The sequence below is a fragment of the Pseudomonas sp. NPDC087612 genome (assembly GCF_044743505.1).
Taxonomy (GTDB): Bacteria; Pseudomonadota; Gammaproteobacteria; order Pseudomonadales; family Pseudomonadaceae; genus Aquipseudomonas.
The window spans coordinates 177,154-203,576 of record NZ_JBIUWO010000011.1 but is presented as its reverse complement, the minus strand read 5'-3'; the positions used below and the strand labels follow the sequence as shown (position 1 = coordinate 203,576).

The following is a 26,423-nucleotide window of genomic DNA, read 5'->3' as shown; positions in this document are numbered from 1 at the left end:
CTTACTCCTTGGTGTCCAGGGGCGTGTCGGCAGCCTGGTGCAGCTTGTCTTCGGCGACGGCGCGCTCGATCAGGGCCGACAGGTGGGCACCGCGACTGATGCTTTCGTCATAGTGGAAATGCAGTTGCGGCACGCTACGCAGTTGCATTTCCTTGCCCAGGTGCACGCGCAGGAAACTGGCCGCGCCGTTGAGCACCTTGAGGGTCTGCTTGATGTCTTCCGCGCCTTCCTGGCCCATGGAGGTGATGAACACCTTGGCATGGCCGACATCGCGGCTGACATCCACAGCGGTAATGGTGACCACGCCGACGCGCGGGTCCTTGACTTCACGACGGATCAACTGGGCCAGCTCGCGCTGGATCTGATCGCCGATGCGTTGGGTACGGCTATATTCTTTTGCCATTTTTGCTACCTGTAACTAAAGCGGCAAACGCCCGGCCAGGCTAGAGCCGGACCGGGCGTTGCGTTCAGAGCCGCCAAGCGGCGCCCTGGTGCGGGCGATTGGCGGTTCCCATGCTCGCGGCTTAGAGCGTACGAGCCACTTGGACTTTCTCGAAGACTTCGATCTTGTCGCCGACCTTGACGTCGTTGTAGCTCTTGACGCCGATACCGCATTCCATGCCGGCACGTACTTCAGACGCATCGTCCTTGAAGCGACGCAGCGATTCCAGCTCGCCTTCGAAGATCACCACGTCCTCGCGCAGTACGCGGATCGGACGGTTGCGGTAGACCACACCCTCGACGACCATGCAGCCGGCGATGGCGCCGAACTTCGGCGAACGGAACACGTCACGCACTTCGGCGATACCCAGGATGTTCTCGCGAACATCGCTGCCGAGCATGCCGGTCAGGGCTTTCTTGACGTCTTCAATGATGTCGTAAATCACGTTGTAGTAACGCATATCCAGACCTTCCTGCTCGACGATCTTGCGCGCGCCGGCATCGGCACGCACGTTGAAGCCGAACAGTACTGCATTGGACGCCAGGGCCAGGTTGGCATCGCTCTCGGTGATACCACCGACACCGCCGCCAATCACGCGAACCTGTACTTCGTCGTTGCCCAGGCCGCTCAGGGAGCCCTGCAGGGCCTCGAGAGAACCACGAACATCGGACTTGAGCACGATGTTGAGGGTCTTCTTCTCTTCCTGGCCCATGTTCTCGAAGATGTTCTCGAGTTTGCCAGCGTGAGCGCGAGCCAGTTTGACCTCGCGGAACTTGCCTTGACGGAACAGGGCAACTTCACGGGCTTTCTTCTCGTCAGCCACTACCGACAGCTCGTCACCGGCGTCCGGAGTGCCATCCAGGCCGAGGATCTCGACCGGGATCGACGGGCCGGCTTCCTTAACAGGCTTGCCGTTCTCGTCGAGCATTGCCCGTACGCGACCGTAGTTGGAACCGCACAGGACCATGTCGCCTTGACGCAGGGTACCGTCCTGAACCAGTACGGTAGCCACCGGGCCACGGCCCTTGTCCAGACGCGATTCAACTACCACACCACGACCCGGGGCCGATGGAGTGGCCTTGAGTTCGAGGATCTCGGCTTGCAGCAGGACCGCTTCGAGCAGTTCGTCGACACCGGTACCCATCTTCGCCGACACCTTGACGAACGGGGTATCTCCACCCCAGTCCTCGGAAGTGACGCCTTCGACGGCCAGTTCGTTACGGATACGATCGAGGTCGGCACCTGGCTTGTCGATCTTGTTCACCGCAACCACCAGCGGAACACCGGCAGCCTTGGCGTGCTGGACCGCTTCGCGGGTTTGCGGCATCACGCCGTCGTCCGCCGCAACCACCAGGATCACGATGTCGGTTGCCTTGGCACCACGGGCACGCATGGCGGTAAACGCGGCGTGGCCAGGGGTGTCGAGGAAAGTGACCATGCCGCGGTCGGTTTCCACGTGGTACGCACCGATGTGCTGGGTAATACCACCGGCTTCGCCAGCAGCAACCTTGGCACGACGGATGTAGTCGAGCAGCGAGGTCTTACCGTGGTCAACGTGGCCCATTACGGTCACGACTGGTGCACGGGAGAAGGTCTCGCCTTCGAACTTCAACGACTCGGCCAGGGAATCTTCCAGGGCGGTGTCGCTGACCAGGGTGACCTTGTGGCCCAGCTCTTCGGCGATCAGCTGAGCTGTCTCCTGGTCGAGCACCTGGTTGATGGTCACCGGAGTGCCCAGTTTGAACATGAACTTGACCACTTCAGCGCCCTTGACGGACATCTGGTTGGCCAGGTCGGAAACCGTGATGGTCTCGCCGATCTGCACGTCGCGGATAACCGGACCGGTCGGGTTCTGGAAACCGTGGGCGTTGCGCTTCTTCGGCTTGCCCTTGCCACGGCCACCACGACGGAAGCCATCGCTTTCTTCGTCGGTGGTACGCGGAGCGGCACGCGGGGTAGGCGCCTTTTCCTTTTCCTTGACCTTGACCGAAACACGCGGCGCTTCGTTACGGCGCTCGCCGCCACGGCGCTCGTCGTCACGCGACTTGTCGCTGCGACGCACGTCGTCTTTCTTGCGCTCGGCAACCGGTGCCGGAGCATCGGCGGCTGCGGCTTCGATTACAGGCGCTGGAGCCGGCGCAGCGGCAGCAGCCGGTGCGGCGTTGGCAGCGGCTGGCTGGCGACGGGACTCTTCCTCGGCACGCTGACGTGCTTCGGCATCGGCCTTTTCGCGGGCAGCGTTTTCCGCTGCACGGCGCTCTTCCAGCTCGCGCTTCTGCTCGGCCTGGATTTCTTCCGGGCTGCGCTGAACGAATACTTTCTTCTTGCGTACTTCTACGCTGATGCTCTTGCTACCGGCGACACGCAGGGTGCTGGTGGTTTTGCGCTGCAAGGTGATCTTGCGCGGCTCTTCCACTTTTGCCTTGTGGCTGCTCTTCAAATGAGCCAGCAATGCCTGCTTCTCATTGTCGGTCACTACCTGACCGGCGTCGGTGTGCGGCAGACCTGCCTCACGCATCTGCTGCAGCAGGCGCTCTACCGGTGCAGCGACCTCTTGGGCCAATTCTTTCACCGTGACTTGCGTCATGCACTTCTCTCCTCAGGCCGCGCCTAATTACTCGAACCAGTGGGCTCGGGCGGCCATGATCAACTTGCCGGCACGCTCTTGGTCGATGCCGTCGATGTCGAGCAGGTCATCAATCGACTGCTCGGCCAGGTCTTCGCGGGTAACTACGCCGCGCACCGCCAGTTCCATCGCCAAATCCTTGTCCATACCCTCAAGCGAGAGCAGGTCTTCGGCCGGATGGGCGTCTGCCAGCTTTTCCTCAGTAGCGATGGCTTTGGTCAACAGGCGATCCTTGGCGCGAGCACGAAGCTCGTTGACGATGTCTTCGTCAAAGCCGTCGATGTTGAGCATTTCTTCCAGCGGTACGTAGGCAATCTCTTCCAGGCTGGTGAAGCCTTCATCGACCAGCACCTGTGCCAGCTCTTCGTCGACTTCCAGCTCGTCGATGAAGTTGCGCAGGATGTCACCGGTTTCAGCTTGCTGCTTGGCCTGGATGTCCGATTCGGTCATCACGTTCAGGGTCCAGCCGGTCAACTGACTGGCCAGGCGCACGTTCTGGCCACCACGGCCAATCGCCTGGGCCAGGTTGTCGGCACCCACGGCGATGTCCATGGCGTGGGCGTCTTCATCGACGATGATCGCCGCGACTTCAGCCGGCGACATGGCGTTGATGACGAACTGTGCAGGGTTGTCGTCCCAGAGGACGATGTCCACACGCTCGCCACCCAGTTCACCGGACACCGCCTGGACACGCGAACCGCGCATGCCGATACAGGCACCTTGCGGGTCGATGCGTTTGTCCTTGGAGCGCACGGCGATCTTGGCGCGCGAACCCGGATCACGGGACGCGGCCATGACTTCGATCAGGCCCTCGGCGATTTCCGGCACTTCGATGCGGAACAGTTCGATCAGCATCTGTGGCGCGGTACGCGACAGGATCAACTGCGGGCCGCGGTTCTCGGTGCGGATTTCCTTGAGCAGTGCACGCAGGCGCACACCGACACGGAAAGTCTCGCGGGAGATGATGTCTTCACGGGCCAGCAACGCTTCGGCGTTGTTGCCCAGGTCAACGATGACGTTGTCACGGGTGACCTTCTTGACGGTGCCGGAGATGATCTCGCCCAGACGCTCGCGGTAGGCATCTACCACTTGAGCGCGCTCGGCTTCACGGACCTTCTGGACGATGACTTGCTTGGCGGTCTGGGCGGCAATGCGGCCGAACTCGATCGACTCGATCTTCTCTTCGATCACGTCACCGACCTTGGCTTCAGGATGGGTGTCCTGAATCTTCGCTGGCCACACTTCGATCGCCGGATCGTCCAGATCCTTTTCTTCGACGACAGTCCAGCGACGGAAGGTTTCGTAGCTACCGGTGTGGCGGTTGATTTCCACACGCAGGTCGACTTCGTCGTCAAAACGTTTTTTGGTTGCAGTGGCCAGGGCCACTTCCAGCGCTTCAAAAATTACGCCGGCCGGTACGCCCTTTTCGTTGGATACCGACTCAACAACCAGCAGTACTTCTTTGCTCATCGTACGCCTCGCCTTTCGCAAGCCATTGGATCCGCGCGGTCCGCGGGATCCGGCACGTCTCAGTCAAAACTGGGAATAATGTTGGCCTTGTCGATCGAGTCGATCGGCAACAGGAATTCGTTGTTATCCACCTGGACCACAACATCCTGCTCCTCCACGCCACGGAGAAGGCCCTGAAAGTTACGACGACCTTCAAAGGGCGTACGCAGCTTGATCTTCACTTGTTCACCGGCATGCGAAGCGAACTGTTCCAAGGTGAACAGTGGGCGTTCCATGCCAGGAGAGGACACTTCAAGGGTGTACTCGGAACTGATCGGATCTTCGACATCGAGAACACCGCTGATTTGACGACTGACAATCGCGCAGTCATCAACCAGGATTCCATCCTCTTTATCGATATAGATACGCAGTACCGAATGTTTGCCTTGAGAGATGAATTCGATCCCCCAGCATTGATAGCCAAGAGCCTCGACCACCGGGGCCAACAAGGCCTGCAACTGTTCTAGCTTGCTCGACACCTGAACCCCCTCGTGCATGCTATGCAAATAAAAAATGGGCAAAGCGCCCATCCCTGATACGCCGTTGAATACCGGCGTTATGACTGTTCAGCCAAGAAAAAGCCCCTGCAAAAGGGGCTCCGCTGAAACTGGTTGCGGGGGCTGGATTTGAACCAACGACCTTCGGGTTATGAGCCCGACGAGCTACCAGACTGCTCCACCCCGCGACAAAGCTGGGGCGAAAGTATACGACCGAACCCCGACAGGGTCAATCTAACCTCCACCTACAAGAAAGCCCGCTGTAGCGGGCTGTCTTGTTTCAATTGGTACCGAGAAGGGGACTCGAACCCCTACACCCTATGGGCACAACCACCTCAAGGTTGCGTGTCTACCAATTCCACCACCTCGGCAATACTACTTTGAAACCCGTTACTTCTGCTCTTGAGCGGGAGGAACATCGCCAGTGTTAGTGGCTTCGTTCTTCTGCTCCTGGAGCACCGGTACATCATCTGTTGCCGGCTTTTGCTGCTTCACTTCCAAGACCGCTGGATCTGGCAACCCTACTTGAGTCAGCTCGTGAGCTTTCTCCTTAGCAAAGTATCCTAACCCAAGAGCAGTTAAGAAGAAAGAGGCAGCTAGTATAGCAGTAAACTTACTCAGAAAGGTAGCAGAACCTTGGCTTCCGAACACAGTATTTGAAGCACCTGCGCCGAAAGATGCACCCGCTTCCGCACCTTTACCCTGTTGCAGCAACACCAGCACTACCAAACCCAGCGCGCCCAACAGATGCAAAACAACGATCACTGTTTCCAGCATTTTTCAGTTTCCTGCGGCGCGACAAATTGCACCGAATTCGTCTGCGTTCAGGGAAGCCCCACCAATCAGGCCCCCATCGATATCCGGCATGCCGAACAGTTCAGCCGCATTGGCCGCCTTCACGCTGCCGCCGTATAGAAGCCGCACATTCGCCGCGACTTCCGGGTTCTTTGCCGCCAGCTGCTCGCGAATGGCTTTATGCACATCCTGAGCCTGCTGTGGCGAGGCCGTCAGCCCTGTACCGATGGCCCATACAGGCTCATAGGCAATCACCGCACTGGCGAAGACTTCGACACCGAACGCTTCGATGACGCTGTCCAGCTGACGCCCGACAATCTCAAGCGTTTTACCCGCTTCGCGCTCTTCGAGGGTTTCCCCTACACAGAGCACCGGCTTCAAACCGCAAGCCTGTGCCGCAGCGAACTTGCGATTGAGGACTTCGTCGTTCTCGCCAATGATCTGGCGGCGTTCGGAGTGCCCAATCAGTACCAGCTCGCAACCTGCCTCGGCCAGTTGACTCGGTGCAATCTCACCGGTCAGTGCGCCTTGCTCAGGCTGTACCGCAGAATTCTGAGCGCCGACGGCGATCGCCTTGCCTTGTACGCCATCAATTACCTGATTGATGTACAGGGCGGGGGGAAACACCGCGACCTCGACACCGCTCGGCAGGGCGAGATTACTCAAGCCCTTGATCAGCTCAGCGACGCTGGCGCGGGTACCGTGCATCTTCCAGTTACCAGCTACCATAGGGCGACGCATGCTGTACCTCGTCGGTCAAAGAGGGCGCAGATGTTACCCAACCCGATCACCTCTGGCAAGCCTATTTCAAACGCAAACTTCACTTACCAGTTTTGCCAGGGCTTCGGCGTGGCCGCGCACCTGACTTTCGTCCTCGCCTTCGACCATTACCCGCACCAGAGGCTCTGTCCCGGACTTGCGCAGCAGCACACGGCCACGACCGGCCAGGGCCTCGGTAACCTTGGCACTGGCTTCCTGAACGGCCGGATGCTCAAGCGGGTCGACCTTGCTCGCGCCGAAGCGCACATTGATCAGTACCTGCGGGCATTTGCGCAGGGCCTGGCGAGCCTGGGCGAGGGTTTCCTCACGGCGCTTGAGGGCCATCAGCACCTGCAGCGCGGCGATGATCGCATCACCGGTGGTGGTGTGGTTGCAGCACACCACGTGCCCGGAGTTCTCGCCACCGATCACCCAATCGCGCTCCAGCAGCTCAGCCATCACGTAGCGGTCACCGACCTTGGCGCGCACGAACGGGATATCCAGGTCCTTCAGGGCCAGTTCCAGGCCCAGATTACTCATCAGGGTACCCACCACCCCGCCCTGCAGCTTGCCGCGCTCGTGCAGGTCACGGGCGATGATGAACAGCAGTTCGTCACCATCGACGATGGTGCCCGTGTGGTCCACCATCAGCACCCGATCGCCGTCGCCATCGAAGGCAATACCCAGATCGGCATGACCAACCAGCACCGCCGCCTGCAGCGACTCGATATGGGTCGAGCCGCAGTTCTCGTTGATGTTCAGGCCGTCAGGCTGCGCCGATAGCACGGTGACATCAGCACCCAGCTCGCGGAACACGCTGGGCGCAACCTTGTAGGTAGCGCCGTGGGCGCAGTCGACCACCAGCTTGAGGCCGGCGAAATCGGTGCTGCTCGGCACGCTGCTCTTGCAGAACTCGATGTAGCGACCGGCCGCATCGTTGATGCGCGAGACCTTGCCCAGCTTGCTCGATTCGACCACGGTCATCGGCTGGTCGAGCAACTCTTCAATCATCAGCTCGACTTCATCCGGCAGCTTGGTGCCTTGGCCGGAGAAGAACTTGATGCCGTTGTCGTCATGGGGGTTGTGCGAGGCACTGATGACGATGCCCGCTTCGGCATGGAAGGTACGGGTCAGGTAGGCGATGGCCGGGGTCGGCATCGGCCCCAGCAGCATCACATCGGCGCCGGCGGCGGAAAGGCCTGCTTCCAGAGCCGACTCGAACATGTAGCCGGAAATGCGCGTGTCTTTACCCACCAACACCCGGCAGGCACCCTGCTTGCGAAAGGCCATGCCAGCCGCCCAGCCGAGCTTGAGCATGAAGTCAGGGGTGATGGGGTATTCGCCGACACGGCCACGAATACCGTCGGTACCAAAATATTTTCTGCTCATAGATGCTCCATCACTCTTATTCGGCGGCTTGCACCGCAGCAATCATCCGCACTACATCGGCGGTTTCGGCGACATCGTGAACGCGCAGTATGCTCGCGCCCTTGGTCATCGCCAGCGCAGCCAGGGCCAGGCTGCCATAGAGCCGCTCACCGACCGGACGGCCCAGGGCCAGACCGATCATGCTCTTGCGTGAAACGCCCACCAGCAACGGACGCCCCAAGCGGTAGAGCGCGTCCATGTGCTTGAACAGGCTGAGGTTGTGCCCGAGGGTCTTGGCAAAGCCGAAACCCGGATCAAGGATGATCCGTTCGGCCTCGATGCCCACGGCCGCACACGCAGCCATTCGCTCTTCAAGATAGCTCGCCACCTCGGCGGTGACATCCTGGTATTGAGGATCGTCCTGCATGTCGCCGGGCTCACCGCGCATGTGCATCAGGCACACCGGCAAACCAGTGGCTGCCGCAGCATCCAGGGCGCCATCACGACTGAGCGAGCGCACATCGTTGATCAACCCGGCACCAAGCCTGGCCGACTCGCGGATTACGGCTGGCGTCGAGGTATCGACCGAGATGATCACATCGAGTTCGCGATTGATCGCTTCGACGATAGGCGCGACACGCTCCAGCTCTTCCAGTGCCGACACCGCGCGAGCGCCTGGGCGAGTGGACTCGCCACCGACATCGACCAGGGTTGCGCCGGCAGCCACCATCGCCTCGGCGTGGCGCAAGGCCGCATCGCGCTGGGTGAAGCGACCGCCATCGGAGAAGGAATCGGGGGTGATATTGAGGATACCCATGACATGGGTACGGGACAAATCAAGAACCCGGTTGCCGCAAGGCAACCGGGTCGGGTACTGCTGTGAGGTCATATATGCCCTTAGACTTGCGCCGCTGGACCGCCGATCGGCGACTCTGGGCGTGGAGCCGAGGCGTCCGGAGTGCCTGACCCACCTTCCCAGTCACGCGGCTCGCGTGGCTCGCGACCGGCCATGATGTCGTCGATCTGATCGGCATCGATGGTCTCGTACTTCATCAGCGCGTCGGCCATGGCGTCGAGCTTGTCGCGGTTCTCGGTGAGGATCTGCTTGGCCGTGGCATAGCACTGGTCAATGATGCTGCGCACTTCGGAGTCGATCAGCTTGGCGGTTTCACCGGAGACGCTGGCGTGCTGGGAACCAGCGCTGCGACCAAGGAACACCTCGCCCTCTTCTTCGGCATACATCAAAGGACCCAGTTTTTCCGACAGCCCCCACTTGGTGACCATGTTGCGGGCAATCTGGCTGGCCCGCATGATGTCGTTGGAGGCACCGGTGGTGACGCCATCGAAGCCCAGGGTCATTTCTTCGGCGATGCGGCCGCCGTACAGCGAGCAGATCTGGCTGATCAGCGCGCGCTTGGACAGGCTGTAACGGTCTTCCTCAGGCAGGAACATGGTTACACCCAATGCCCGGCCGCGAGGGATGATCGACACTTTGTAGACCGGATCGTGCTCGGGCACGACGCGACCGACAATGGCATGGCCAGCTTCGTGATAAGCAGTGTTCTGCTTCTCTTTCTCGGACATGACCATGGTCTTGCGCTCGGCGCCCATCATGATCTTGTCTTTGGCCAGCTCGAACTCTTTCATCTCGACCACGCGCTTGCCGCCACGGGCAGCGAACAACGAGGCTTCGTTGACCAGGTTGGCAAGGTCGGCACCGGAGAAGCCCGGGGTACCACGGGCAATAACGGCTGGATTGACGTTGTCGCCAATCGGCACCTTGCGCATGTGCACCTTGAGGATCTGCTCACGACCGCGGATATCCGGCAGGCCAACGACAACCTGGCGGTCGAAACGGCCTGGACGCAGCAGCGCCGGGTCGAGTACGTCCGGACGGTTGGTCGCGGCGATGACGATGATGCCGTCGTTCATTTCGAAGCCGTCCATCTCTACCAGCAACTGGTTGAGGGTCTGCTCGCGCTCGTCGTGACCGCCACCCATGCCGGCGCCACGATGGCGACCGACGGCGTCGATTTCGTCGATGAAGATGATGCACGGTGCGTGCTTCTTGGCCTGCTCGAACATGTCGCGAACACGGCTGGCACCGACACCGACGAACATCTCGACGAAGTCGGAACCGGAAATGGTGAAGAACGGCACCTTGGCTTCGCCGGCAATGGCCTTGGCCAGCAGGGTTTTACCGGTACCTGGCGGGCCGACCATCAGCACGCCGCGCGGAATACGACCGCCCAGGCGCTGGAATTTACCCGGATCGCGCAGGAACTCAACCAGCTCGCCGACTTCTTCTTTAGCTTCGTCGCAACCGGCAACGTCGGCCAGGGTAGTTTTTACCTGGTCTTCGGAGAGCAGGCGCGCCTTGCTCTTGCCGAAGCTCATCGGCCCGCCCTTGCCACCGGCGCCGCCCTGCATCTGGCGCATGAAGAACATGAATACGGCAATGATGACCAGGATCGGGAAGCTGGCGACCAGCAGTTGGGTCCAGATGCTCTGTTGCTCTGGCTGCTTGCCTTCAACCACGACGTGGTTGTCGACCAGATCACCGATCAGGCCGTTGTCCTGAATGGCCGGACGGATAGTCTTGAAGCTGTCGCCATCGGTGCGTTTACCGGTAATGACGTAGCCGTCGACCGCAACGCGCTCGACCTTGCCATCCTTGACCTGCTGAATGAAGTCGGAATAGTTGAGGGTCTGCGGCTCATTCGGGCTGGAGAAGTTGTTCATCACCGTCACCAGGACAGCCGCGATGATCAACCACAGGATCAAGTTCTTTGCCATATCGTTCAATTAGCTACCCTCTGAAGCCGGCTGACGGCGCAGCCGTGCCTCGCATGATATTCACCGGCTTAACTTACTACATAACCTACACATCTGCAGGCGCCGTCTGTAACCCTTTGTGAAACCTAGACTACACGAAGTACATCCAGGTCAGGCAGGAGAGCCGATTGGAAAAAACTATCGGATACCCTGGAAGCCGCCGGCCTGACGCCCCTACTCGCCGCGATACCCCCGCGCCAGCAAGTACTGCTCGCGGGAGCGGTCCCGCGAAGAATCAGGCTTGAGCATCTGGACCTTGTCGAATTTCTGACGAGCGTCCTTGAGGTATACGTCAAACCCTTCGCCCTGGAAAATCTTGATCAAAAAATCGCCACCCGGCTTGAGTACCCGGGTCGCCAGATCAAGGGCCAGCTCACAGAGAAACATGGCCTTGGGAATATCCACGGCAGGCGTACCACTCATATTGGGGGCCATATCGGAAATCACAAGGTCTACGTGTGAATTACCCACTGCTTCGAGAATCTGCGCCAGCACTTCGTCCTGGGTAAAGTCGCCCTGGATGAAGGTAACGTCGGGAATGCTGTCCATTTCGAGGATATCGGAGGCGATCAAACGGCCCTGACCGCCGATCAGACGACTGGTCACCTGCGACCAGCCACCGGGCGCCGCGCCGAGGTCGACGACACTCATGCCGGGGCGGATAATCCGGTACTTTTCCTGGATTTCCAGCAATTTATAGCTCGCACGCGAGCGATAACCATCCTTTTGCGCTTTTTTAACGTAAGGATCGTTGAAGTGTTCTTTCAGCCAGCCAAGGCTTGTCTTGGAACGCGCCATTGGGCACCTCGATGATAAGGGTCGTGATTAACTGGGCGGATCCACGGGCCCTCGGGTAAAATGGCCGCCATTTTTACAGAATCAGACAAAGGGTCAGATTATGCCGCTCAATAACGAGCAGAAGAAACAGTACAAATCCATTGGCCACGATCTGAAACCAGTTCTGATTGTGGCAGGCAATGGGCTGACTGAAGGGGTTATCGCCGAACTCGAACGCGCCCTGGCCGATCACGAGCTGATCAAGGTCGAAATTCGCTCCGAAGACCGCGAAGAACGTGCCGCCGCAATCGCCGCGCTGTGCAAGGCCGGCCGCGCCGAACTGGTACAGACCATCGGCAAGAAGGCGCTGATCTATCGCCGCAATCCACAGCCGAACAAACAGCTGTCGAACATCCACCGTTACAAGTGATGTTCGCCGCGGTCAGTGGCGCGCCTTGCGCGCCCTGCCCGGCACGGGTTGCATGACCAGCAGCAGGCCGGTCAGGCCCAGCACCAGGTAGCAGAACAGCTGCCAGCGCAACTCCTCCGGCATGCCCACGCGCAAGGCGAAATACACCACGCACGCCAGCATCGCCATCGACAGCAATTGCCCCCGCATATCCCGCCACAGACTGGCCAGGCCCTGAGCCTGCATCAGCACCAATGCCTGCACGCCTGCGCAAAACGCCGCAAACGCGACCAGCAACGATGCCATCAGGCTGCCGATATCCTCGATCAGCAGCGGCGCCAGGCCAATCTTGCCCAACGCCGGCAGCAAACCGAAATGCAACATCCACAGGCCGCCAACCCAGAACACCTGGGTCAGTTGCCAGATCACCGCGGCCGCGGCAAAGCCGCGGCGTCGGTCAGATGTGTTTGACTTCGACAATCTCGTACTCGACCGTACCGCTTGGCGTCTTGATCACCACGGTATCGCCCTCTTCCTTGCCGATGATGGCGCGAGCGATCGGCGCACCGACCGAGAGCTTGCCGTTCTTGACGTCCGCCTCGTCCTCACCAACGATCTGGTAGGTCACCTCTTCGTCGGTTTCGGTGTTGGCCAACACTACGGTGGTGCCGAAAATCACTTTGCCGGTATGGGCAATGGTGGTGACGTCGATCACCACCGAGTTCTGCAGACGGCCTTCGATATCGCGGATACGCGCCTCGACCATACCCTGCTCTTCACGGGCAGCGTGGTACTCGGCGTTTTCCTTGAGGTCGCCCAGCTCACGGGCCTCACCGATGGCCTGGCTCAGGCGCGGACGCTCGGTCTTGCTCAGGAACAGGTGCTCTTCCTCCAGGGCGCGAGCGCCCTGGACGGTCATCGGGTACTTGGTAATGCTCATGCTTTGAGTCCTGCATGCAGATCCTGCAAGCGGCGAACGGTCTTTTCCGGACCAAACTTCAGCGCTTCGCAGATGGCTTCACCGGCCGCAATGGTGGTGGTGCAGTAGATCTTGTGCTGCAACGCATTGCGACGAATCGAGTAGGAGTCGGCGATCGACTGACGACCTTCGGTGGTGTTGATGATCAGCGACACTTCGTCGTTCTTGATCATGTCGACCACGTGCGGACGACCTTCGGTCACCTTGTTCACGCGACGCACTTTCAGGCCAGCCGCTTCGATGACCTTGGCGGTACCGACGGTGGCAACCACTTCGAAGCCCAGGGCGATCAGGTCGCGGGCAACGCCGGCCACTTGTGGCTTGTCGTCGTCACGCACGCTGATGAACGCGGTACCGCCAGTCGGCAGCACTTCGCTGGCACCCATCTGGGCCTTGGCGAAGGCTTCACCGAAGCTGTCGCCGACACCCATGACTTCACCGGTGGATTTCATCTCAGGGCCGAGGATCGGGTCAACACCCGGGAACTTGGCGAACGGGAACACCGCTTCCTTGACGCTGTAGAAGTTAGGAATGATTTCCTTGGTGAAGCCGATTTCCTTCAGCGATTTACCAGCCATGACGCGCGCGGCAATCATCGCCAGCGAGGTGCCGATGCACTTGGAGACGAACGGTACGGTACGCGAGGCGCGCGGGTTGACTTCGATCACGTAGATCTTGTCGCCCTGCAGGGCCAGCTGCACGTTCATCAGGCCGACAACGCCCAGCTCCAGGGCCATTTTCTTGACCTGTTCGCGGACTTCGTCCTGCACATGGGCCGGCAGCGAGTACGGTGGCAGCGAGCACGCCGAGTCACCGGAGTGAACGCCGGCTTGTTCGATGTGCTGCATGATCGCGCCGATCACCACATCGGTGCCGTCGCAGACCGCATCCACGTCCATCTCGATCGCGCAGTTGAGGAAGTGGTCGAGCAGCACCGGGCTGTCGTTGGACACTTGCACCGCTTCACGCAGGTAGCGCTTGAGCTCGTCCAGCTCGTAGACGATCTCCATGGCGCGGCCGCCCAGTACGTAGGACGGGCGCACCACCAGCGGGTAACCGATCACGCCGGCAGCACGAATCGCTTCGTCTTCGCTGCGCACGGTGGCGTTTGGCGGCTGCAGCAGGTTCAGGCGCTGAACCATCTGCTGGAAACGCTCGCGGTCTTCGGCGCGGTCGATGGCGTCCGGGCTGGTACCGATGATCGGTACGCCGGCTTCTTCCAGGGCGCGGGCCAGTTTCAGCGGGGTCTGGCCGCCGTAATGGACGATCACGCCTTTGGGCTTCTCGACGCGAACCACTTCCAGCACGTCTTCCAGGGTCAGCGGCTCGAAGTACAGGCGGTCGGAAGTGTCGTAGTCGGTGGAGACGGTTTCCGGGTTGCAGTTGACCATGATGGTCTCGTAACCGTCTTCACGCAGGGCCAGTGCTGCGTGCACGCAGCAGTAGTCGAACTCGATACCCTGGCCGATACGGTTAGGACCGCCACCGAGGATCATGATCTTGTCACGGGTCGACGGCTTGGCCTCGCACTCTTCCTCATAGGTCGAGTACAGGTAGGCGGTGTCGGTGGCGAACTCGGCGGCGCAGGTGTCGACGCGCTTGTAGACCGGGAACACTTCCAGCTTGTGGCGGTGACGACGCAGGTTCTTGTCGGTGATACCCAGCAGCTTGGCCAGACGCTGGTCAGAGAAGCCCTTGCGCTTCAGACGCAGCATCAGGTCCTTGTCGATCGCCGACAGGGCCAGGGTCTTGACCTTCTCTTCTTCCTTGATCAGGTCTTCCATCTGCACCAGGAACCAGTGATCGATACCGGTCAGGGCGAAGATTTCGTCGCAGGTCATGCCCGAACGCATGGCGTCGGCGACGTACCAGATGCGCTCGGCGCCCGGCACGGTCAGCTCGCGCTTGAGGATGCTGGCAGCGTCAGGGCTGGCCAGGTCGACTTTCGGGTCCAGGCCGCAAACGCCAACTTCCAGGCCGCGCAGGGCTTTCTGCAGCGATTCCTGGAAGGTCCGGCCGATGGCCATGACTTCACCCACGGATTTCATCTGGGTGGTCAGGCGGGCGTCGGCTTTCGGGAATTTCTCGAAGGCGAAACGCGGCAGCTTGGTGACGACGTAGTCGATCGACGGCTCGAAGGACGCCGGGGTACGGCCGCCGGTGATGTCGTTCTGCAGCTCGTCGAGGGTGTAACCGACGGCCAGCTTGGCGGCGATCTTGGCGATCGGGAAGCCGGTGGCTTTCGAGGCCAGCGCCGAGGAACGGGAAACCCGCGGGTTCATCTCGATCACGACCATGCGGCCGGTGTCCGGGCAGATACCGAACTGCACGTTGGAACCGCCGGTCTCGACACCGATTTCACGCAGCACCGCCAGCGAGGCGTTGCGCATGATCTGGTATTCCTTGTCGGTCAGGGTCTGTGCTGGCGCCACGGTGATCGAGTCACCGGTGTGCACGCCCATCGGGTCGAAGTTCTCGATCGAGCAGACGATGATGCAGTTGTCCTTTTTGTCGCGGACCACTTCCATCTCGTACTCTTTCCAGCCGATCAGCGATTCGTCGATCAGCAGCTCTTTGGTTGGCGACAGGTCCAGACCACGGGCGCAGATTTCTTCGAATTCTTCACGGTTGTAGGCGATGCCGCCACCGGTGCCACCCATGGTGAAGGACGGACGGATGATGCACGGGAAGCCGAGCTTCTCGAGCACCGCGTTGGCCTCTTCCATGCTGTGGGCGATGCCGGAGCGCGGGCACTCAAGGCCAATGGCCTTCATGGCGGTGTCGAAGCGCGAACGGTCTTCAGCCTTGTCGATGGTATCGGCGTTGGCGCCGATCATCTCTACGCCGAACTTTTCCAGAACGCCTTCGCGCTCCAGGTCCAGGGCGCAGTTCAGGGCAGTCTGGCCACCCATGGTCGGCAGCAGCGCGTCAGGACGCTCCTTCTCGATGATCTTGGCAACGGTCTGCCACTTGATCGGCTCGATGTAGGTGGCGTCGGCCATGGCCGGGTCGGTCATGATGGTGGCCGGGTTGGAGTTCACCAGGATGACGCGGTAGCCCTCTTCGCGCAGGGCTTTACAGGCCTGGGCGCCGGAGTAGTCGAATTCGCAGGCCTGGCCGATCACGATCGGGCCAGCGCCGAGAATCAGGATGCTTTTGATGTCTGTACGTTTTGGCATGGGTTGTCACTCAATTCCGCAGGTCAGTCGGCAAGCCGCATTGAACAATCTTGGGGGCGGCACCTGAACGCGGCTTGCACCGGTCCAGGGCCTTCTCGCCAGATGCTCAGCGGCGCTTGGCCATGGCATCGATGAAACGGTCGAACAGTGGCGCGACGTCGGTCGGGCCCGGGCTGGCTTCAGGGTGGCCCTGGAAGCTGAACGCGCTCTTGTCGGTGCGCTCGATACCCTGCAGGGTACCGTCGAACAGCGACTTGTGGATGGCGCGCACGTTGCCCGGCAGGGTCGCTTCGTCAACCGCAAAGCCGTGGTTCTGGCTGGTGATCATGACCACGCCGGTGTCCAGGTCCTGGACCGGGTGGTTGGCGCCGTGGTGACCATGACCCATTTTCACGGTCTTGGCACCGGAGGCCAGGGCCAGCAACTGGTGGCCCAGGCAGATGCCGAATACCGGGATCTCGGTTTCGAGGATGTCCTTGATCGCCTGGATCGCGTAGTCGCAAGGCTCCGGATCGCCAGGGCCGTTGGACAGGAACACGCCATCAGGGTTGAGTGCCAGAACTTCGCTGGCCGGGGTTTGCGCCGGCACTACGGTCAGGCGGCAACCGCGGGCAACCAGCATGCGCAGGATGTTCAGCTTGACGCCGAAGTCGTAGGCAACCACGTGGTAAGGCAGCTCGGACGCCTCGATTGTGGCGTGGCTGTCGGTCTTCAGCTCCCAGACGCTGGAGCGCCATTCGTAGCTGCTCTTGGTGCTGACGACTTTCGCCAGGTCCATGCCCTTCAGGCCCGGAAAACCGCGAGCGGCGGCGATTGCAGCCTCTTCGCTGATGTTGTCGCCGGCGAGGATGCAGCCGTTCTGCGCGCCCTTCTCACGCAGGATGCGGGTCAGGCGACGGGTGTCGATACCTGCGATCGCCACTACGTTGTTGGCCTTGAGGTAGTCAGGCAGGGATTGCTTGTTGCGCCAGTTGCTCGCGATCAGAGGCAGGTCGCGAATCACCAGGCCCGCCGACCAGACGCGGTCGGACTCGGCGTCTTCCGGCGTGGTGCCGGTGTTGCCGATGTGCGGGTAAGTCAGGGTAACGATTTGCTGCGCATAGGAAGGGTCAGTCAGGATTTCCTGATAGCCGGTCATTGCGGTGTTAAACACCACCTCACCAACGGTTTGTCCGTCGGCTCCAATGGCTTCACCGCGAAAAATGCTGCCATCGGCAAGGGCGAGTATGGCTGGCTTAGTCAAGAAGACCTCCCGTAAATCAAGCCTGAAGGGGCGATCGCAGGTTGCAAAAAAGCGGAATGACGTATAGACACGTCACCCCGCTTTCTTCGTCGAATTATCTGCGCGCTTTTAGTGGACACACTAAAGCTGTAGCTTACAGAAAAACGCTTTTTTGGTCTACCACTGATGTGCCTGAAAGGCGCAGGAATGCGACAGGGCGCACTGGGAGGGTCTTGTGGGAGCGGGCTTGACCCGCGATTGCGGCGTGACAGACAAACCGCAATCGCGGGTCAAGCCCGCTCCCACAGGGGATACAGCGCAGGTCAACGCAGGTCGAGCACGTCCTGCATGTCGTACAAGCCAGGCTCGCGCCCGTCCAGCCACAGCGCGGCACGTACCGCACCCTTGGCGAAGGTCATGCGACTGGAGGCCTTGTGGGTGATCTCCAGGCGCTCACCTTCGGCAGCGAACAGCACGGTGTGATCACCGACCACATCGCCAGCGCGCACAGTGGCAAAACCGATGGTCTTGCGATCACGGGCGCCGGTCTGGCCTTCACGGCCATATACCGCCACTTCCTGCAGGTCACGGCCCAGGGCATTGGCAACCACTTCACCCATGCGCAGCGCGGTACCCGACGGCGCATCGACCTTGTGCCGGTGGTGCGCCTCGATGATCTCGATATCGACATCATCGCCCAGCACCCGCGCCGCCATGTCCAGCAACTTGAGGCTGAGGTTGACGCCAACGCTGAAGTTGGCGGCGAAGACGATAGGAATGTCCTTGCCCGCCTCGGCCAGCAGTTGCTTTTCTTCGACCGAGAAACCGGTGGTGCCGATGATCATCGCCTTGCCTGCCTTGCGGCAGAACGCCAGGTTCTTCAGGGTCACCGAGGGGTGAGTGAAGTCGATCAGCACGTCGAACTCGTCGGCAACCTTGGCCAGGTCGTCCGACAGCAACACACCGATTCGGCCCAGAGCCGCCAGTTCACCGGCATCAGCGCCGACCAGCGAACTGTCCGGGCGATCGATCGCTGCGGTCAGCCCGGCACCCGGGGTTTGCTGCACCGCTTCGATCAGGGTCTTGCCCATGCGCCCTGCAGCGCCCATTACCGCTATACGTCGCATGCCCTATTCCTTCTTACAGATCGCCGAAGAAGCGTTTCACGCCTTCGAACCAGCCATTGGCTTTCGGCGAGTGGGAACTGTCGCCCTCCAGCGAATCACGCAGCTCTTCGAGCAGCTCACGCTGGCGACGGCTGAGGTTGACCGGGGTTTCCACCGCGACCCGGCACATCAGGTCACCGGCACCACCACCGCGAACCGGTGCCACACCTTTGCCGCGCAGACGGAACTGCTTGCCGGTCTGGGTGCCTTCCGGGATCTTCAGCTTGACCCGGCCATCGAGGGTCGGCACTTCCAGCTCGCCACCCAGGGCAGCGTCGGTGTAGCTGATCGGCACTTCACAATACAGGTGCTTGCCGTCGCGCTGGAAAATCGGGTGCTCACGCACGTTGATGACAACGTACAGGTCGCCAGTCGGGCCGCCGTGCGAACCGGCTTCACCTTCACCAGACAGACGAATACGGTCGCCGGTATCAACGCCAGCCGGGACCTTGACCGACAGTGTCTTGTACTCTTCGATGCGCCCTTCGCCGTGGCACGAGTCGCACGGGTCGGTGATGATCTTGCCCTGGCCGTGGCAGCGCGGGCAGGTCTGCTGGACCGAGAAGAAGCCCTGCTGCATGCGCACCTGGCCGATACCGCCGCAGGTCGGGCAGGTCGACGGCGACGAGCCTTTCTTGGCCCCGGAACCGTCGCACGGCTTGCAGTTGACCAGCGTCGGCACACGGATATTGACCGTGGTGCCGCGCACGGCTTCTTCCAGGTTCAGTTCCAGGGTGTAGCGCAGGTCGCTGCCACGCTGGGCGCCACCGCGCGAACCACCACGGCCACCGCCGAAGAAATCGCTGAACACATCGCCGAAGATATCCGAGAAGTTCGCGCCGCCGAAACCGGCACCGCCGCCACCCATGCTCGGATCCACGCCGGCATGACCATACTGGTCATAGGCCGCACGCTTGCTGGCATCGGAGAGCACTTCGTAAGCCTCGTTGGCTTCCTTGAATTTCTCTTCCGAGTCCTTGTCATCAGGATTACGGTCCGGGTGATGCTTCATCGCCAGGCGGCGATAGGCCTTCTTCAGGTCCGCTTCACTGGAGCCGCGCTCAACTCCCAGAACTTCGTAATAGTCACGCTTTGCCATAAGTCTTTGCACTCTTGAGGACGTTCGGCAAACCTCTGCGCATTCCGCGCTGTGCCGCCAGCACCCGCCTCACCTGCCCCACGGGCGGCTGACAGATGCTGTAAAAATTCGGGTATTGCAGACACGCCAACGCGGGAGCAAGCCCCCGCGCGGCGACATCCTACCAGCCAACCATCAATAAACAGTCAACTGGCCGACAACCTGTAGCAATTACTTGTTGTCTTTGACTTCTTCAAACTCGGCATCGACGACGTCGTCGTGCTTGGCTTCCGGCTCAGCTTGCTGAGCGCCACCCTGAGGCTGTTCAGCCGACTGCTCGGCGTACATCTTCTGGGCAACCGGAGCCGAGACCTTCGACAGCTCTTCGACTTTAGCGTCGATGGCAGCCTTGTCGTCGCCCTTGATGGCGGCTTCCAGGGCAACCACGGCCGCTTCGATCGCGGTTTTCTCGTCAGCAGTGACCTTGTCACCAGCATCAACGACCATCTTGCGAGTCGAGTGAACCAGTGCATCACCCTGGTTACGGGCAGCGGCCAGCTCTTCGAACTTGCGGTCTTCTTCCGAGTTCGCTTCAGCGTCGCGGATCATCTGCTGAATTTCTTCATCAGACAGGCCGGAGTTGGCCTTGATCACGATCGACTGGGTCTTGCCAGTGGCCTTGTCTTTGGCGCCGACGTGCAGGATGCCGTTGGCGTCGATATCGAAGGTCACTTCGATTTGTGGCACACCACGTGGAGCAGGTGGAATGTCGGCCAGGTCGAACTTGCCCAGGGACTTGTTCTGAGCAGCCTGCTTACGCTCACCTTGCAGCACGTGAATGGTCACGGCGCCCTGGTTGTCATCGGCAGTCGAGAACACTTGCGACTTCTTGGTCGGAATAGTGGTGTTCTTCTCGATCAGCGCGGTCATCACGCCGCCCATGGTTTCGATACCCAGGGTCAGCGGGCTGACGTCCAGCAGCAATACGTCCTTGACGTCACCGGCCAGTACCGCACCCTGGATGGCAGCACCCATGGCAACCGCTTCGTCCGGGTTGACGTCTTTACGCGCTTCTTTGCCGAAGAAGTCGGTAACCGCTTTTTGCACCAGCGGCATACGGGTCTGACCGCCGACCAGGATCACGTCGTCGATCTTGCTGACGTCGATACCGGCGTCTTTCATGGCGATGCGGCATGGCTCGATGGTGCGCTGAACCAGGTCTTCTACCAGCGATTCCAGCTTGGCGCGGGAGATCTTCACGTTCAGGTGCTTAGGACCGGTGGCGTCTGCAGTGATGTACGGCAGGTTGACGTCGGTCATCTGGCTCGAAGACAGCTCGATCTTGGCCTTTTCAGCGGCTTCTTTCAGGCGCTGCATAGCCAGCGGGTCACCCTTGAGGTTCATGCCGCTTTCTTTCTTGAACTCGTCGACGAGGTAGTCGATCAGGCGGATGTCGAAGTCTTCACCACCGAGGAAAGTGTCACCGTTGGTGGCCAGAACTTCGAACTGGTGCTCGCCATCGACTTCGGCGATTTCGATTACCGAAACGTCGAAGGTACCGCCACCCAGGTCATAAACGATCACGGTGTGATCGCCCTTGGCCTTGTCCATGCCATAGGCCAGCGCAGCCGCGGTCGGCTCGTTGATGATCCGCTTGACGTCCAGACCGGCGATACGACCGGCGTCTTTGGTGGCCTGGCGCTGGCTGTCGTTGAAGTAGGCCGGAACGGTGATCACCGCTTCGGTCACTGGCTCGCCGAGGTAGTCTTCGGCGGTCTTCTTCATCTTTTTCAGGATTTCAGCCGAGATTTGTGGCGGCGCCATTTTCTGGCCGTTCACTTCAACCCAGGCGTCGTTGTTGTCAGCTTTGACAATTTTGTACGGAACCATCTGGATGTCTTTCTGCACCACTTCTTCTTCGAAGCGACGACCGATCAGACGTTTTACCGCGTACAGGGTGTTGTGCGGGTTGGTGACCGCCTGGCGCTTGGCCGACTGGCCAACCAGGATTTCGCCGTCGTTGGCGTAGGCGATGATCGACGGCGTGGTACGAGCGCCTTCGGCGTTCTCGATGACCTTGACGTTGCCGTTTTCCAGAATGGAGACACAGGAGTTGGTGGTCCCCAGGTCGATACCGATGATTTTACCCATGTTAACTCTCCCGAAACTTGAATTTGGTTGCCGCAGCAGTGGTGGCTAACTGCGGTAATACTTGAATGCTTGACACCTAGATGGGGGCGCCGAAAACGATTTCAAGCCTGCTCGTCAATCGACGGCGAAACCGCTGGGGCCTTGCTGACCACGACCATGGCCGGGCGCAGCAGGCGACCGTTGAGCTGGTAGCCCTTCTGGAACACCTTGAGCACGCTGTTGGGCTCGACCTCGGCGCTTTCCTGCATGGCCATCGCCTGATGGTGCTCGGCATTGAACGGTTCGCCGTGCGGGTCGATGGCCTCGAGGTTGTAGCGCTTGAGGGTGTCGTGGAACATCTTCAGGGTCAGCTCGATACCTTCGCGCATCGGGCGAATGCTCTCGTCGTCGGGGCTGGACAGTTCCAGGCCGCGCTCGAGGCTGTCGATGACCGGCAGCAGGTCACCGGCGAATTTTTCCAGGGCGAACTTGTGCGCCTTTTCTACGTCCTGCTCGGCGCGGCGGCGCACGTTCTGCAGGTCGGCGGCGGTGCGCAGGGATTGATCCTGGGCCGCCGCCAGCTGCTCTTCGAGCACCTGCACGCGGGCGCTCAGCTCTTGGTCGCCAGTCGCTTCGGCGTTCAGATTCTGTTCATCCAGCTGTTCGTCAGCCATAAAATCTCTCCTCTCGAATAAGGTCTGCGAGCATTACTCGCGCGTCTGCCGGCTATATGGGGTCGCAAAACCCAGGTTCAAGGGCCGGCAACACAGCTTGTACACATTCGCTCATAACCCAGCGCAATCAGAACCGCGCCGCGATTACCAAATTGAACTAAACATCAGCATTGTCAGTGGATTTAAAAACACTGTATAAATAACCAGACCTAACGCCTGGGAGCCGCCCCAATGCTGGTGCACCTGTCCGTACACAACTACGCCATCGTCGAACACCTGGACCTCGAGCTCGCTCGCGGGATGAGCGTCATCACCGGTGAAACCGGGGCCGGCAAATCGATCATGCTCGACGCCCTGGGCCTGACCCTGGGCGATCGCGCCGACAGTGGCGTGGTGCGCCCAGGGGCCGACAAGGCCGACATCCTTGCCACCTTCGACCTGGTCGACATCCCCGAGGCGCGCAGCTGGCTCGCCGAACGCGACCTCGACAGCGACGGCCCGTGCATCCTGCGCCGGGTGATCACCGCCGAAGGCCGTAGCCGTGGCTATATCAACGGCACGCCCTGCCCGCTCGGCGACCTCAAGGCCCTGGGCGAGCTGCTGATCGACATCCACAGCCAGCACGAACACCAGTCACTGCTGAAAACCGACACGCATCGGCGCCTGCTCGATGAATACGCCGGCGCCACCGACCTCGCCCGCCAGGTCCAGCTTGCCGCCCAGCGCTGGCGCCAGACCCGCCAGGAGCTGGAGCGGCTGTCCAATTCCGGCGATGAGCAGCGCGCGCAGCACCAGCTGCTCAGCTATCAGCTCGAAGAACTCGACAACCTTGGCCTGGGCGAGAACGAGCTGGAACTGCTGGAGCAGGAACACAAGAACCTGACCAACGCCGAAGCACTGTTCGGCATCTGCCGCCAGGTCATCGACCACTGCAGCGAGAACGACTCGGGCAACGTGCTCAATGCCCTGACCGCCAGCCTCAACCGCCTGACCGCCGTGCACAACGCGCCCAAGGCCCTGGGCGAGGCAGCCAGCATGATCGCCAGTGCGCAGATCCAGGTAGAAGAAGCGGTTGGCGAGCTGAACCGCTTCCTCGACAACTTCGACGCCGACCCGGCGCGCCTGCAGCAGCTCGAAGAGCGCCTCGACACCATCTATACCCTCGCCCGCAAACACCGGGTGCACCCCACCGAGCTGGCTGGCCTGCAGCAGCGCCTGATGGAGGAGCTGGAGAACCTCAACGCCAACGACGAATCGATCGAGCGCCTGGGTGAAGAACTGGCCGCCTATGCCCGCCACTACCAGGACAAGGCCGGCGAACTGAGCGCCCTGCGCCAGCAAGCCGCCAGCCAGCTGGCCAGTGCAGTGGAGCAGGAAATCCAGCGCCTGGGCATGCCAGGCGGGCGTTTCAGCATCGAGCTGCGACCCAACAGCAGCGACGAACTGCAACCCCAGGGCCTGGAGCAGGTCGAGCTGCTGGTCAGCGCCAACCCCGGGCAGCCGCTCAAGGCCCTGGCCAAGGTGGCTTCCGGTGGCGAGCTGTCGCGGATCAGCCTGGCAATCCAGGTGATTACTGCGCAGACCTCGCGCATCCCGACCCTGGTGTTCGACGAAGTCGACGTGGGCATCGGCGGGCCAACGGCAGAGATCGTCGGCCAACTGCTGCGCCGCCTGGGTGAACGCGGCCAGGTGCTGACCGTCACTCACTTGCCTCAAGTAGCAGCCCAGGGCCATCACCACCTGTTCGTGCACAAGGTGCGCGACAGCGATGCCACCCACACCGCAGTGGCCAACCTGGGCAAGCGCGAGCGCGTTGAAGAGGTTGCACGCATGCTCGGCGGCATCGACCTCACCAAAGAGTCCCTGGCCCACGCCCGCAAGATGGTGGTCACCAGCAAGGCCTGAAACGCGCGGCTATAAAAAGCTGCCAGCCAGAAAGCACGAAGGCGACCCCAGGGTCGCCTTCAGTACATATGCAGCAATGTAATAATTGCTTACTTTTTCTTGCGTACGTACAGGACCAGATTGTGGTCCACCAGCTCGAAACCGTGCTCTTCCACGATTTGCTTCTGGCGCTTCTCGATTTCACTGTCGAAGAACTCGATGACTTCGCCGGAATCGACGTTGACCATGTGATCGTGGTGACCACCGTCAGCCAGCTCGAACACGGCGTGGCCGCCATCGAAGTTGTGGCGCACGACCAGGCCTGCGGCTTCGAACTGAGTCAGAACACGGTAAACCGTGGCCAGACCGACGTCCTCGCCTGCCTCCATCAGCGCCTTGTAGACATCCTCAGCACTCATGTGACGCTGCTCGGTAGAGTCGAGCATCTGTAGAATTTTCACTCGAGGCAGTGTCACCTTGAGACCGGCTTTGCGCAGTTCGCTATTTTCAACCATGGTCAGCTTTCTCGCCGATGCTGCTTCGCAGCTTCTCTGAATACGGGTATGATCGGGGTTTACGTTGTCCAGCCAAGATAGTGGAAGTCGCCCACCGATGCAAAACACCAAGCTCTTGCTAACCAGCCTCACCTTCGTGGGACTGCTCGCACTCGCCGGTTGCTCGTTCCCCGGGGTTTACAAAATCGACATCCAGCAGGGCAATGTCGTCACGCAAGACATGATAGACCAATTGCGCCCCGGAATGACCCGTCGGCAAGTACGGTTTATCATGGGCAACCCGCTGATCCAGGATACGTTCCATACCAATCGCTGGGATTACCTGTACAGCCTGCAGCCTGGCGGCGGTGAGCGCCAACAGGAGCGCATGAGCATCTTCTTCAACGAGAACGATCAGCTCAGCAGCCTGTCCGGCGACTTCATGCCAGGTGTCAGCCGCGACCAGGAAATCCTCGGTGGCAGCGGCGATACGACTGTCAGCCCGACTGGCAGCACCGAACCCGCTGCGCAGGAAAAACCTGCCAAGCCAGGCTCGCTGGAAGACACCATCCAGAAAGACGTCGATACCATTGAGGTTATCCCGGTGCCGGTGCCCGAGCCACTGGATACCTCGCCGCAGTAAGCCTGCAGCGCGTACAAAAAAGCCCGGACCCGTCCGGGCTTTTTATTGCCTGAAATTCAGCGTTTGGCTTTCTTGAATACCCGAGCGACCTTGGCCGCGCGCTGCTTGCGCACCTCTTTCGGGTCTGCCAGCAAGGGCCGATAAAGCTCGATGCGATCACCCGCCTCAACCTTGTGCGCTTCAGGATTGGCGATCACCCGGCCAAAGACCCCGACCGGGCAGGCCTGAATATCGGCCTCGGGAAAATGCGCGGCGATCCCCGACAGTTTTACTGCTTCATTGATAGTCGCACCCGCCGGCACCTCAACACTGAGCAGCACCTGCCGCTCAGCCACGGCATACACCACCTCGACGGTCAGCAAGGCTTCAGACATGGAGCTGCTTGGCACGCTGGCAGAAAGCATCGACAAGAGTGTTGGCGGCCTGGTTGAACAACGGCCCCAAGGTGGCACGCACCAATGGCCCGGCGTAATCGAACGACAGGTCGAGGCTGATCTTGCAGGCTTTCTCGCCCAACGGCTTGAACACCCAGACACCATGCAGCTGGGAAAATGGCCCTTCTTCAAGGTTCATTTCGATGGACTGGCCCGGCACCAGCACATTGCTGGTTACAAACTGCTGGCTCATCCCGCCCTTGGCTACCTCAAGGCGTGCGCGCATGTGCGTGTCGCTTTCTTCGATCACGGTGCTGGACGAACACCAGGGCAGGAACTCCGGGTAGCGCGCGACATCATTGACCAGGTCGTACAGGGCCTGGGCGGGATATGGCAGCAGGGCCGAACGTTGAATATGGGTAGTCATCCAGGGGTCGATTCCAAAGCTGAGCGGCAAACGCAACCCGAATGCCGATGGGCGCCATTGAGCGCATCAAGTGCGCGCATTGTCCGGGATTCACGGCAATGGCTCAAGCGCACCGCTACCCATAGCCGACAGCGCGGCGACTGCCTATAATGCCGC

At 60.6% G+C, this 26,423-nt stretch carries 24 protein-coding genes and 2 tRNA genes; 3 read left to right on the top strand and 23 right to left on the bottom strand.

The window, feature by feature from the left end; genetic code table 11:
• Window position 1: 1 nt before the first annotated feature.
• The 12 genes from rbfA to rlmE form a co-directional block, all read right to left on the bottom strand.
• Window positions 2–403, bottom strand: coding sequence for a 30S ribosome-binding factor RbfA (gene rbfA, locus ACIOVF_RS22730; RefSeq protein WP_045199718.1), 402 nt, complete (start codon window positions 401–403; stop codon window positions 2–4).
• A 121-nt stretch (window positions 404–524) separates the two neighbouring features.
• Entirely contained in the window at window positions 525–3,029 is a 2,505-nt protein-coding gene (infB, locus tag ACIOVF_RS22725; protein WP_045199720.1) for a translation initiation factor IF-2, read from the bottom strand.
• A 27-nt stretch (window positions 3,030–3,056) separates the two neighbouring features.
• Window positions 3,057–4,538, bottom strand: coding sequence for a transcription termination factor NusA (nusA, locus tag ACIOVF_RS22720; protein WP_010222981.1), 1,482 nt, complete (start codon window positions 4,536–4,538; stop codon window positions 3,057–3,059).
• A 59-nt stretch (window positions 4,539–4,597) separates the two neighbouring features.
• Window positions 4,598–5,056 carry a ribosome maturation factor RimP gene (gene rimP, locus ACIOVF_RS22715; protein ID WP_045200046.1) on the bottom strand — a complete coding sequence of 153 codons (459 nt, stop codon included), beginning with the start codon at window positions 5,054–5,056 and terminating at the stop codon, window positions 4,598–4,600.
• A gap of 129 nt (window positions 5,057–5,185) precedes the next feature.
• Window positions 5,186–5,262, bottom strand: a tRNA-Met gene (locus tag ACIOVF_RS22710).
• A 97-nt stretch (window positions 5,263–5,359) separates the two neighbouring features.
• Window positions 5,360–5,445: transfer RNA gene (locus tag ACIOVF_RS22705), tRNA-Leu, on the bottom strand.
• 19 nt (window positions 5,446–5,464) lie between these two features.
• On the bottom strand, window positions 5,465–5,851 hold the full coding sequence (gene secG, locus ACIOVF_RS22700; RefSeq protein ID WP_258594966.1) for a preprotein translocase subunit SecG: 387 nt from the start codon (window positions 5,849–5,851) through the stop codon (window positions 5,465–5,467).
• Window positions 5,852–5,854: 3 nt separating this feature from the next.
• Window positions 5,855–6,610, bottom strand: a complete 756-nt coding sequence (tpiA, locus tag ACIOVF_RS22695) for a triose-phosphate isomerase (protein WP_045199723.1) — start codon at window positions 6,608–6,610, stop codon at window positions 5,855–5,857.
• Between the two features lie 66 nt (window positions 6,611–6,676).
• Entirely contained in the window at window positions 6,677–8,017 is a 1,341-nt protein-coding gene (gene glmM, locus ACIOVF_RS22690; RefSeq protein ID WP_045199725.1) for a phosphoglucosamine mutase, read from the bottom strand.
• Between the two features lie 16 nt (window positions 8,018–8,033).
• The gene (gene folP, locus ACIOVF_RS22685; protein WP_045199728.1) at window positions 8,034–8,885 is read right to left on the bottom strand and encodes a dihydropteroate synthase; all 852 of its coding nucleotides are present in this window, start codon (window positions 8,883–8,885) and stop codon (window positions 8,034–8,036) included.
• An 8-nt stretch (window positions 8,886–8,893) separates the two neighbouring features.
• Window positions 8,894–10,792, bottom strand: coding sequence for an ATP-dependent zinc metalloprotease FtsH (gene ftsH / locus ACIOVF_RS22680; RefSeq protein WP_038998658.1), 1,899 nt, complete (start codon window positions 10,790–10,792; stop codon window positions 8,894–8,896).
• Window positions 10,793–11,005: 213 nt separating this feature from the next.
• Window positions 11,006–11,629: a 23S rRNA (uridine(2552)-2'-O)-methyltransferase RlmE gene (gene rlmE, locus ACIOVF_RS22675; RefSeq protein WP_010222974.1), complete on the bottom strand. Its 624-nt coding sequence runs from the start codon at window positions 11,627–11,629 to the stop codon at window positions 11,006–11,008.
• 100 nt (window positions 11,630–11,729) lie between these two features.
• Between rlmE and yhbY the strand changes: the two genes are divergently transcribed.
• Window positions 11,730–12,038, top strand: a complete 309-nt coding sequence (gene yhbY, locus ACIOVF_RS22670; protein WP_038606752.1) for a ribosome assembly RNA-binding protein YhbY — start codon at window positions 11,730–11,732, stop codon at window positions 12,036–12,038.
• A gap of 12 nt (window positions 12,039–12,050) precedes the next feature.
• Here the strand turns inward: yhbY and ACIOVF_RS22665 are convergent, their stop codons facing one another.
• The 8 genes from ACIOVF_RS22665 to grpE form a co-directional block, all read right to left on the bottom strand.
• Window positions 12,051–12,446: a hypothetical protein gene (locus tag ACIOVF_RS22665; RefSeq protein WP_045199737.1), complete on the bottom strand. Its 396-nt coding sequence runs from the start codon at window positions 12,444–12,446 to the stop codon at window positions 12,051–12,053.
• 28 nt (window positions 12,447–12,474) lie between these two features.
• Window positions 12,475–12,957 carry a transcription elongation factor GreA gene (gene greA, locus ACIOVF_RS22660; protein ID WP_176794211.1) on the bottom strand — a complete coding sequence of 161 codons (483 nt, stop codon included), beginning with the start codon at window positions 12,955–12,957 and terminating at the stop codon, window positions 12,475–12,477.
• A complete protein-coding gene (gene carB / locus ACIOVF_RS22655; protein ID WP_045199739.1) occupies window positions 12,954–16,175 on the bottom strand; it encodes a carbamoyl-phosphate synthase large subunit in 3,222 nt (1,073 codons plus the stop codon). Before carB ends, greA begins: the two co-directional genes overlap by 4 nt.
• A gap of 106 nt (window positions 16,176–16,281) precedes the next feature.
• Window positions 16,282–17,418 carry a glutamine-hydrolyzing carbamoyl-phosphate synthase small subunit gene (carA, locus tag ACIOVF_RS22650; RefSeq protein WP_045199740.1) on the bottom strand — a complete coding sequence of 379 codons (1,137 nt, stop codon included), beginning with the start codon at window positions 17,416–17,418 and terminating at the stop codon, window positions 16,282–16,284.
• Window positions 17,419–17,720: 302 nt separating this feature from the next.
• Window positions 17,721–18,524 carry a 4-hydroxy-tetrahydrodipicolinate reductase gene (dapB, locus tag ACIOVF_RS22645; RefSeq protein ID WP_038998653.1) on the bottom strand — a complete coding sequence of 268 codons (804 nt, stop codon included), beginning with the start codon at window positions 18,522–18,524 and terminating at the stop codon, window positions 17,721–17,723.
• A gap of 13 nt (window positions 18,525–18,537) precedes the next feature.
• On the bottom strand, window positions 18,538–19,662 hold the full coding sequence (gene dnaJ, locus ACIOVF_RS22640; protein ID WP_045199742.1) for a molecular chaperone DnaJ: 1,125 nt from the start codon (window positions 19,660–19,662) through the stop codon (window positions 18,538–18,540).
• Window positions 19,663–19,872: 210 nt separating this feature from the next.
• On the bottom strand, window positions 19,873–21,792 hold the full coding sequence (dnaK, locus tag ACIOVF_RS22635) for a molecular chaperone DnaK (RefSeq protein ID WP_038998651.1): 1,920 nt from the start codon (window positions 21,790–21,792) through the stop codon (window positions 19,873–19,875).
• Window positions 21,793–21,893: 101 nt separating this feature from the next.
• On the bottom strand, window positions 21,894–22,445 hold the full coding sequence (gene grpE, locus ACIOVF_RS22630; RefSeq protein ID WP_401292603.1) for a nucleotide exchange factor GrpE: 552 nt from the start codon (window positions 22,443–22,445) through the stop codon (window positions 21,894–21,896).
• 231 nt (window positions 22,446–22,676) lie between these two features.
• On the opposite strand from grpE, the gene recN reads away from it, so the two are divergent.
• A complete protein-coding gene (gene recN, locus ACIOVF_RS22625) occupies window positions 22,677–24,350 on the top strand; it encodes a DNA repair protein RecN (protein WP_195885067.1) in 1,674 nt (557 codons plus the stop codon).
• Between the two features lie 89 nt (window positions 24,351–24,439).
• Here the strand turns inward: recN and fur are convergent, their stop codons facing one another.
• Window positions 24,440–24,844 (bottom strand): ferric iron uptake transcriptional regulator, encoded by a 405-nt coding sequence (gene fur, locus ACIOVF_RS22620; protein WP_045199750.1) that lies wholly within the window; start codon window positions 24,842–24,844, stop codon window positions 24,440–24,442.
• 97 nt (window positions 24,845–24,941) lie between these two features.
• On the opposite strand from fur, the gene ACIOVF_RS22615 reads away from it, so the two are divergent.
• Window positions 24,942–25,466 carry an outer membrane protein assembly factor BamE gene (locus ACIOVF_RS22615; RefSeq protein WP_045199752.1) on the top strand — a complete coding sequence of 175 codons (525 nt, stop codon included), beginning with the start codon at window positions 24,942–24,944 and terminating at the stop codon, window positions 25,464–25,466.
• A gap of 56 nt (window positions 25,467–25,522) precedes the next feature.
• Here the strand turns inward: ACIOVF_RS22615 and ACIOVF_RS22610 are convergent, their stop codons facing one another.
• Complete coding sequence (locus ACIOVF_RS22610) at window positions 25,523–25,840, bottom strand: RnfH family protein (protein WP_045199754.1); 318 nt, start codon at window positions 25,838–25,840, stop codon at window positions 25,523–25,525.
• A complete protein-coding gene (locus ACIOVF_RS22605) occupies window positions 25,833–26,267 on the bottom strand; it encodes a type II toxin-antitoxin system RatA family toxin (RefSeq protein WP_045199756.1) in 435 nt (144 codons plus the stop codon). Before ACIOVF_RS22605 ends, ACIOVF_RS22610 begins: the two co-directional genes overlap by 8 nt.
• Between the last annotated feature and the right edge of the window lie 156 nt (window positions 26,268–26,423).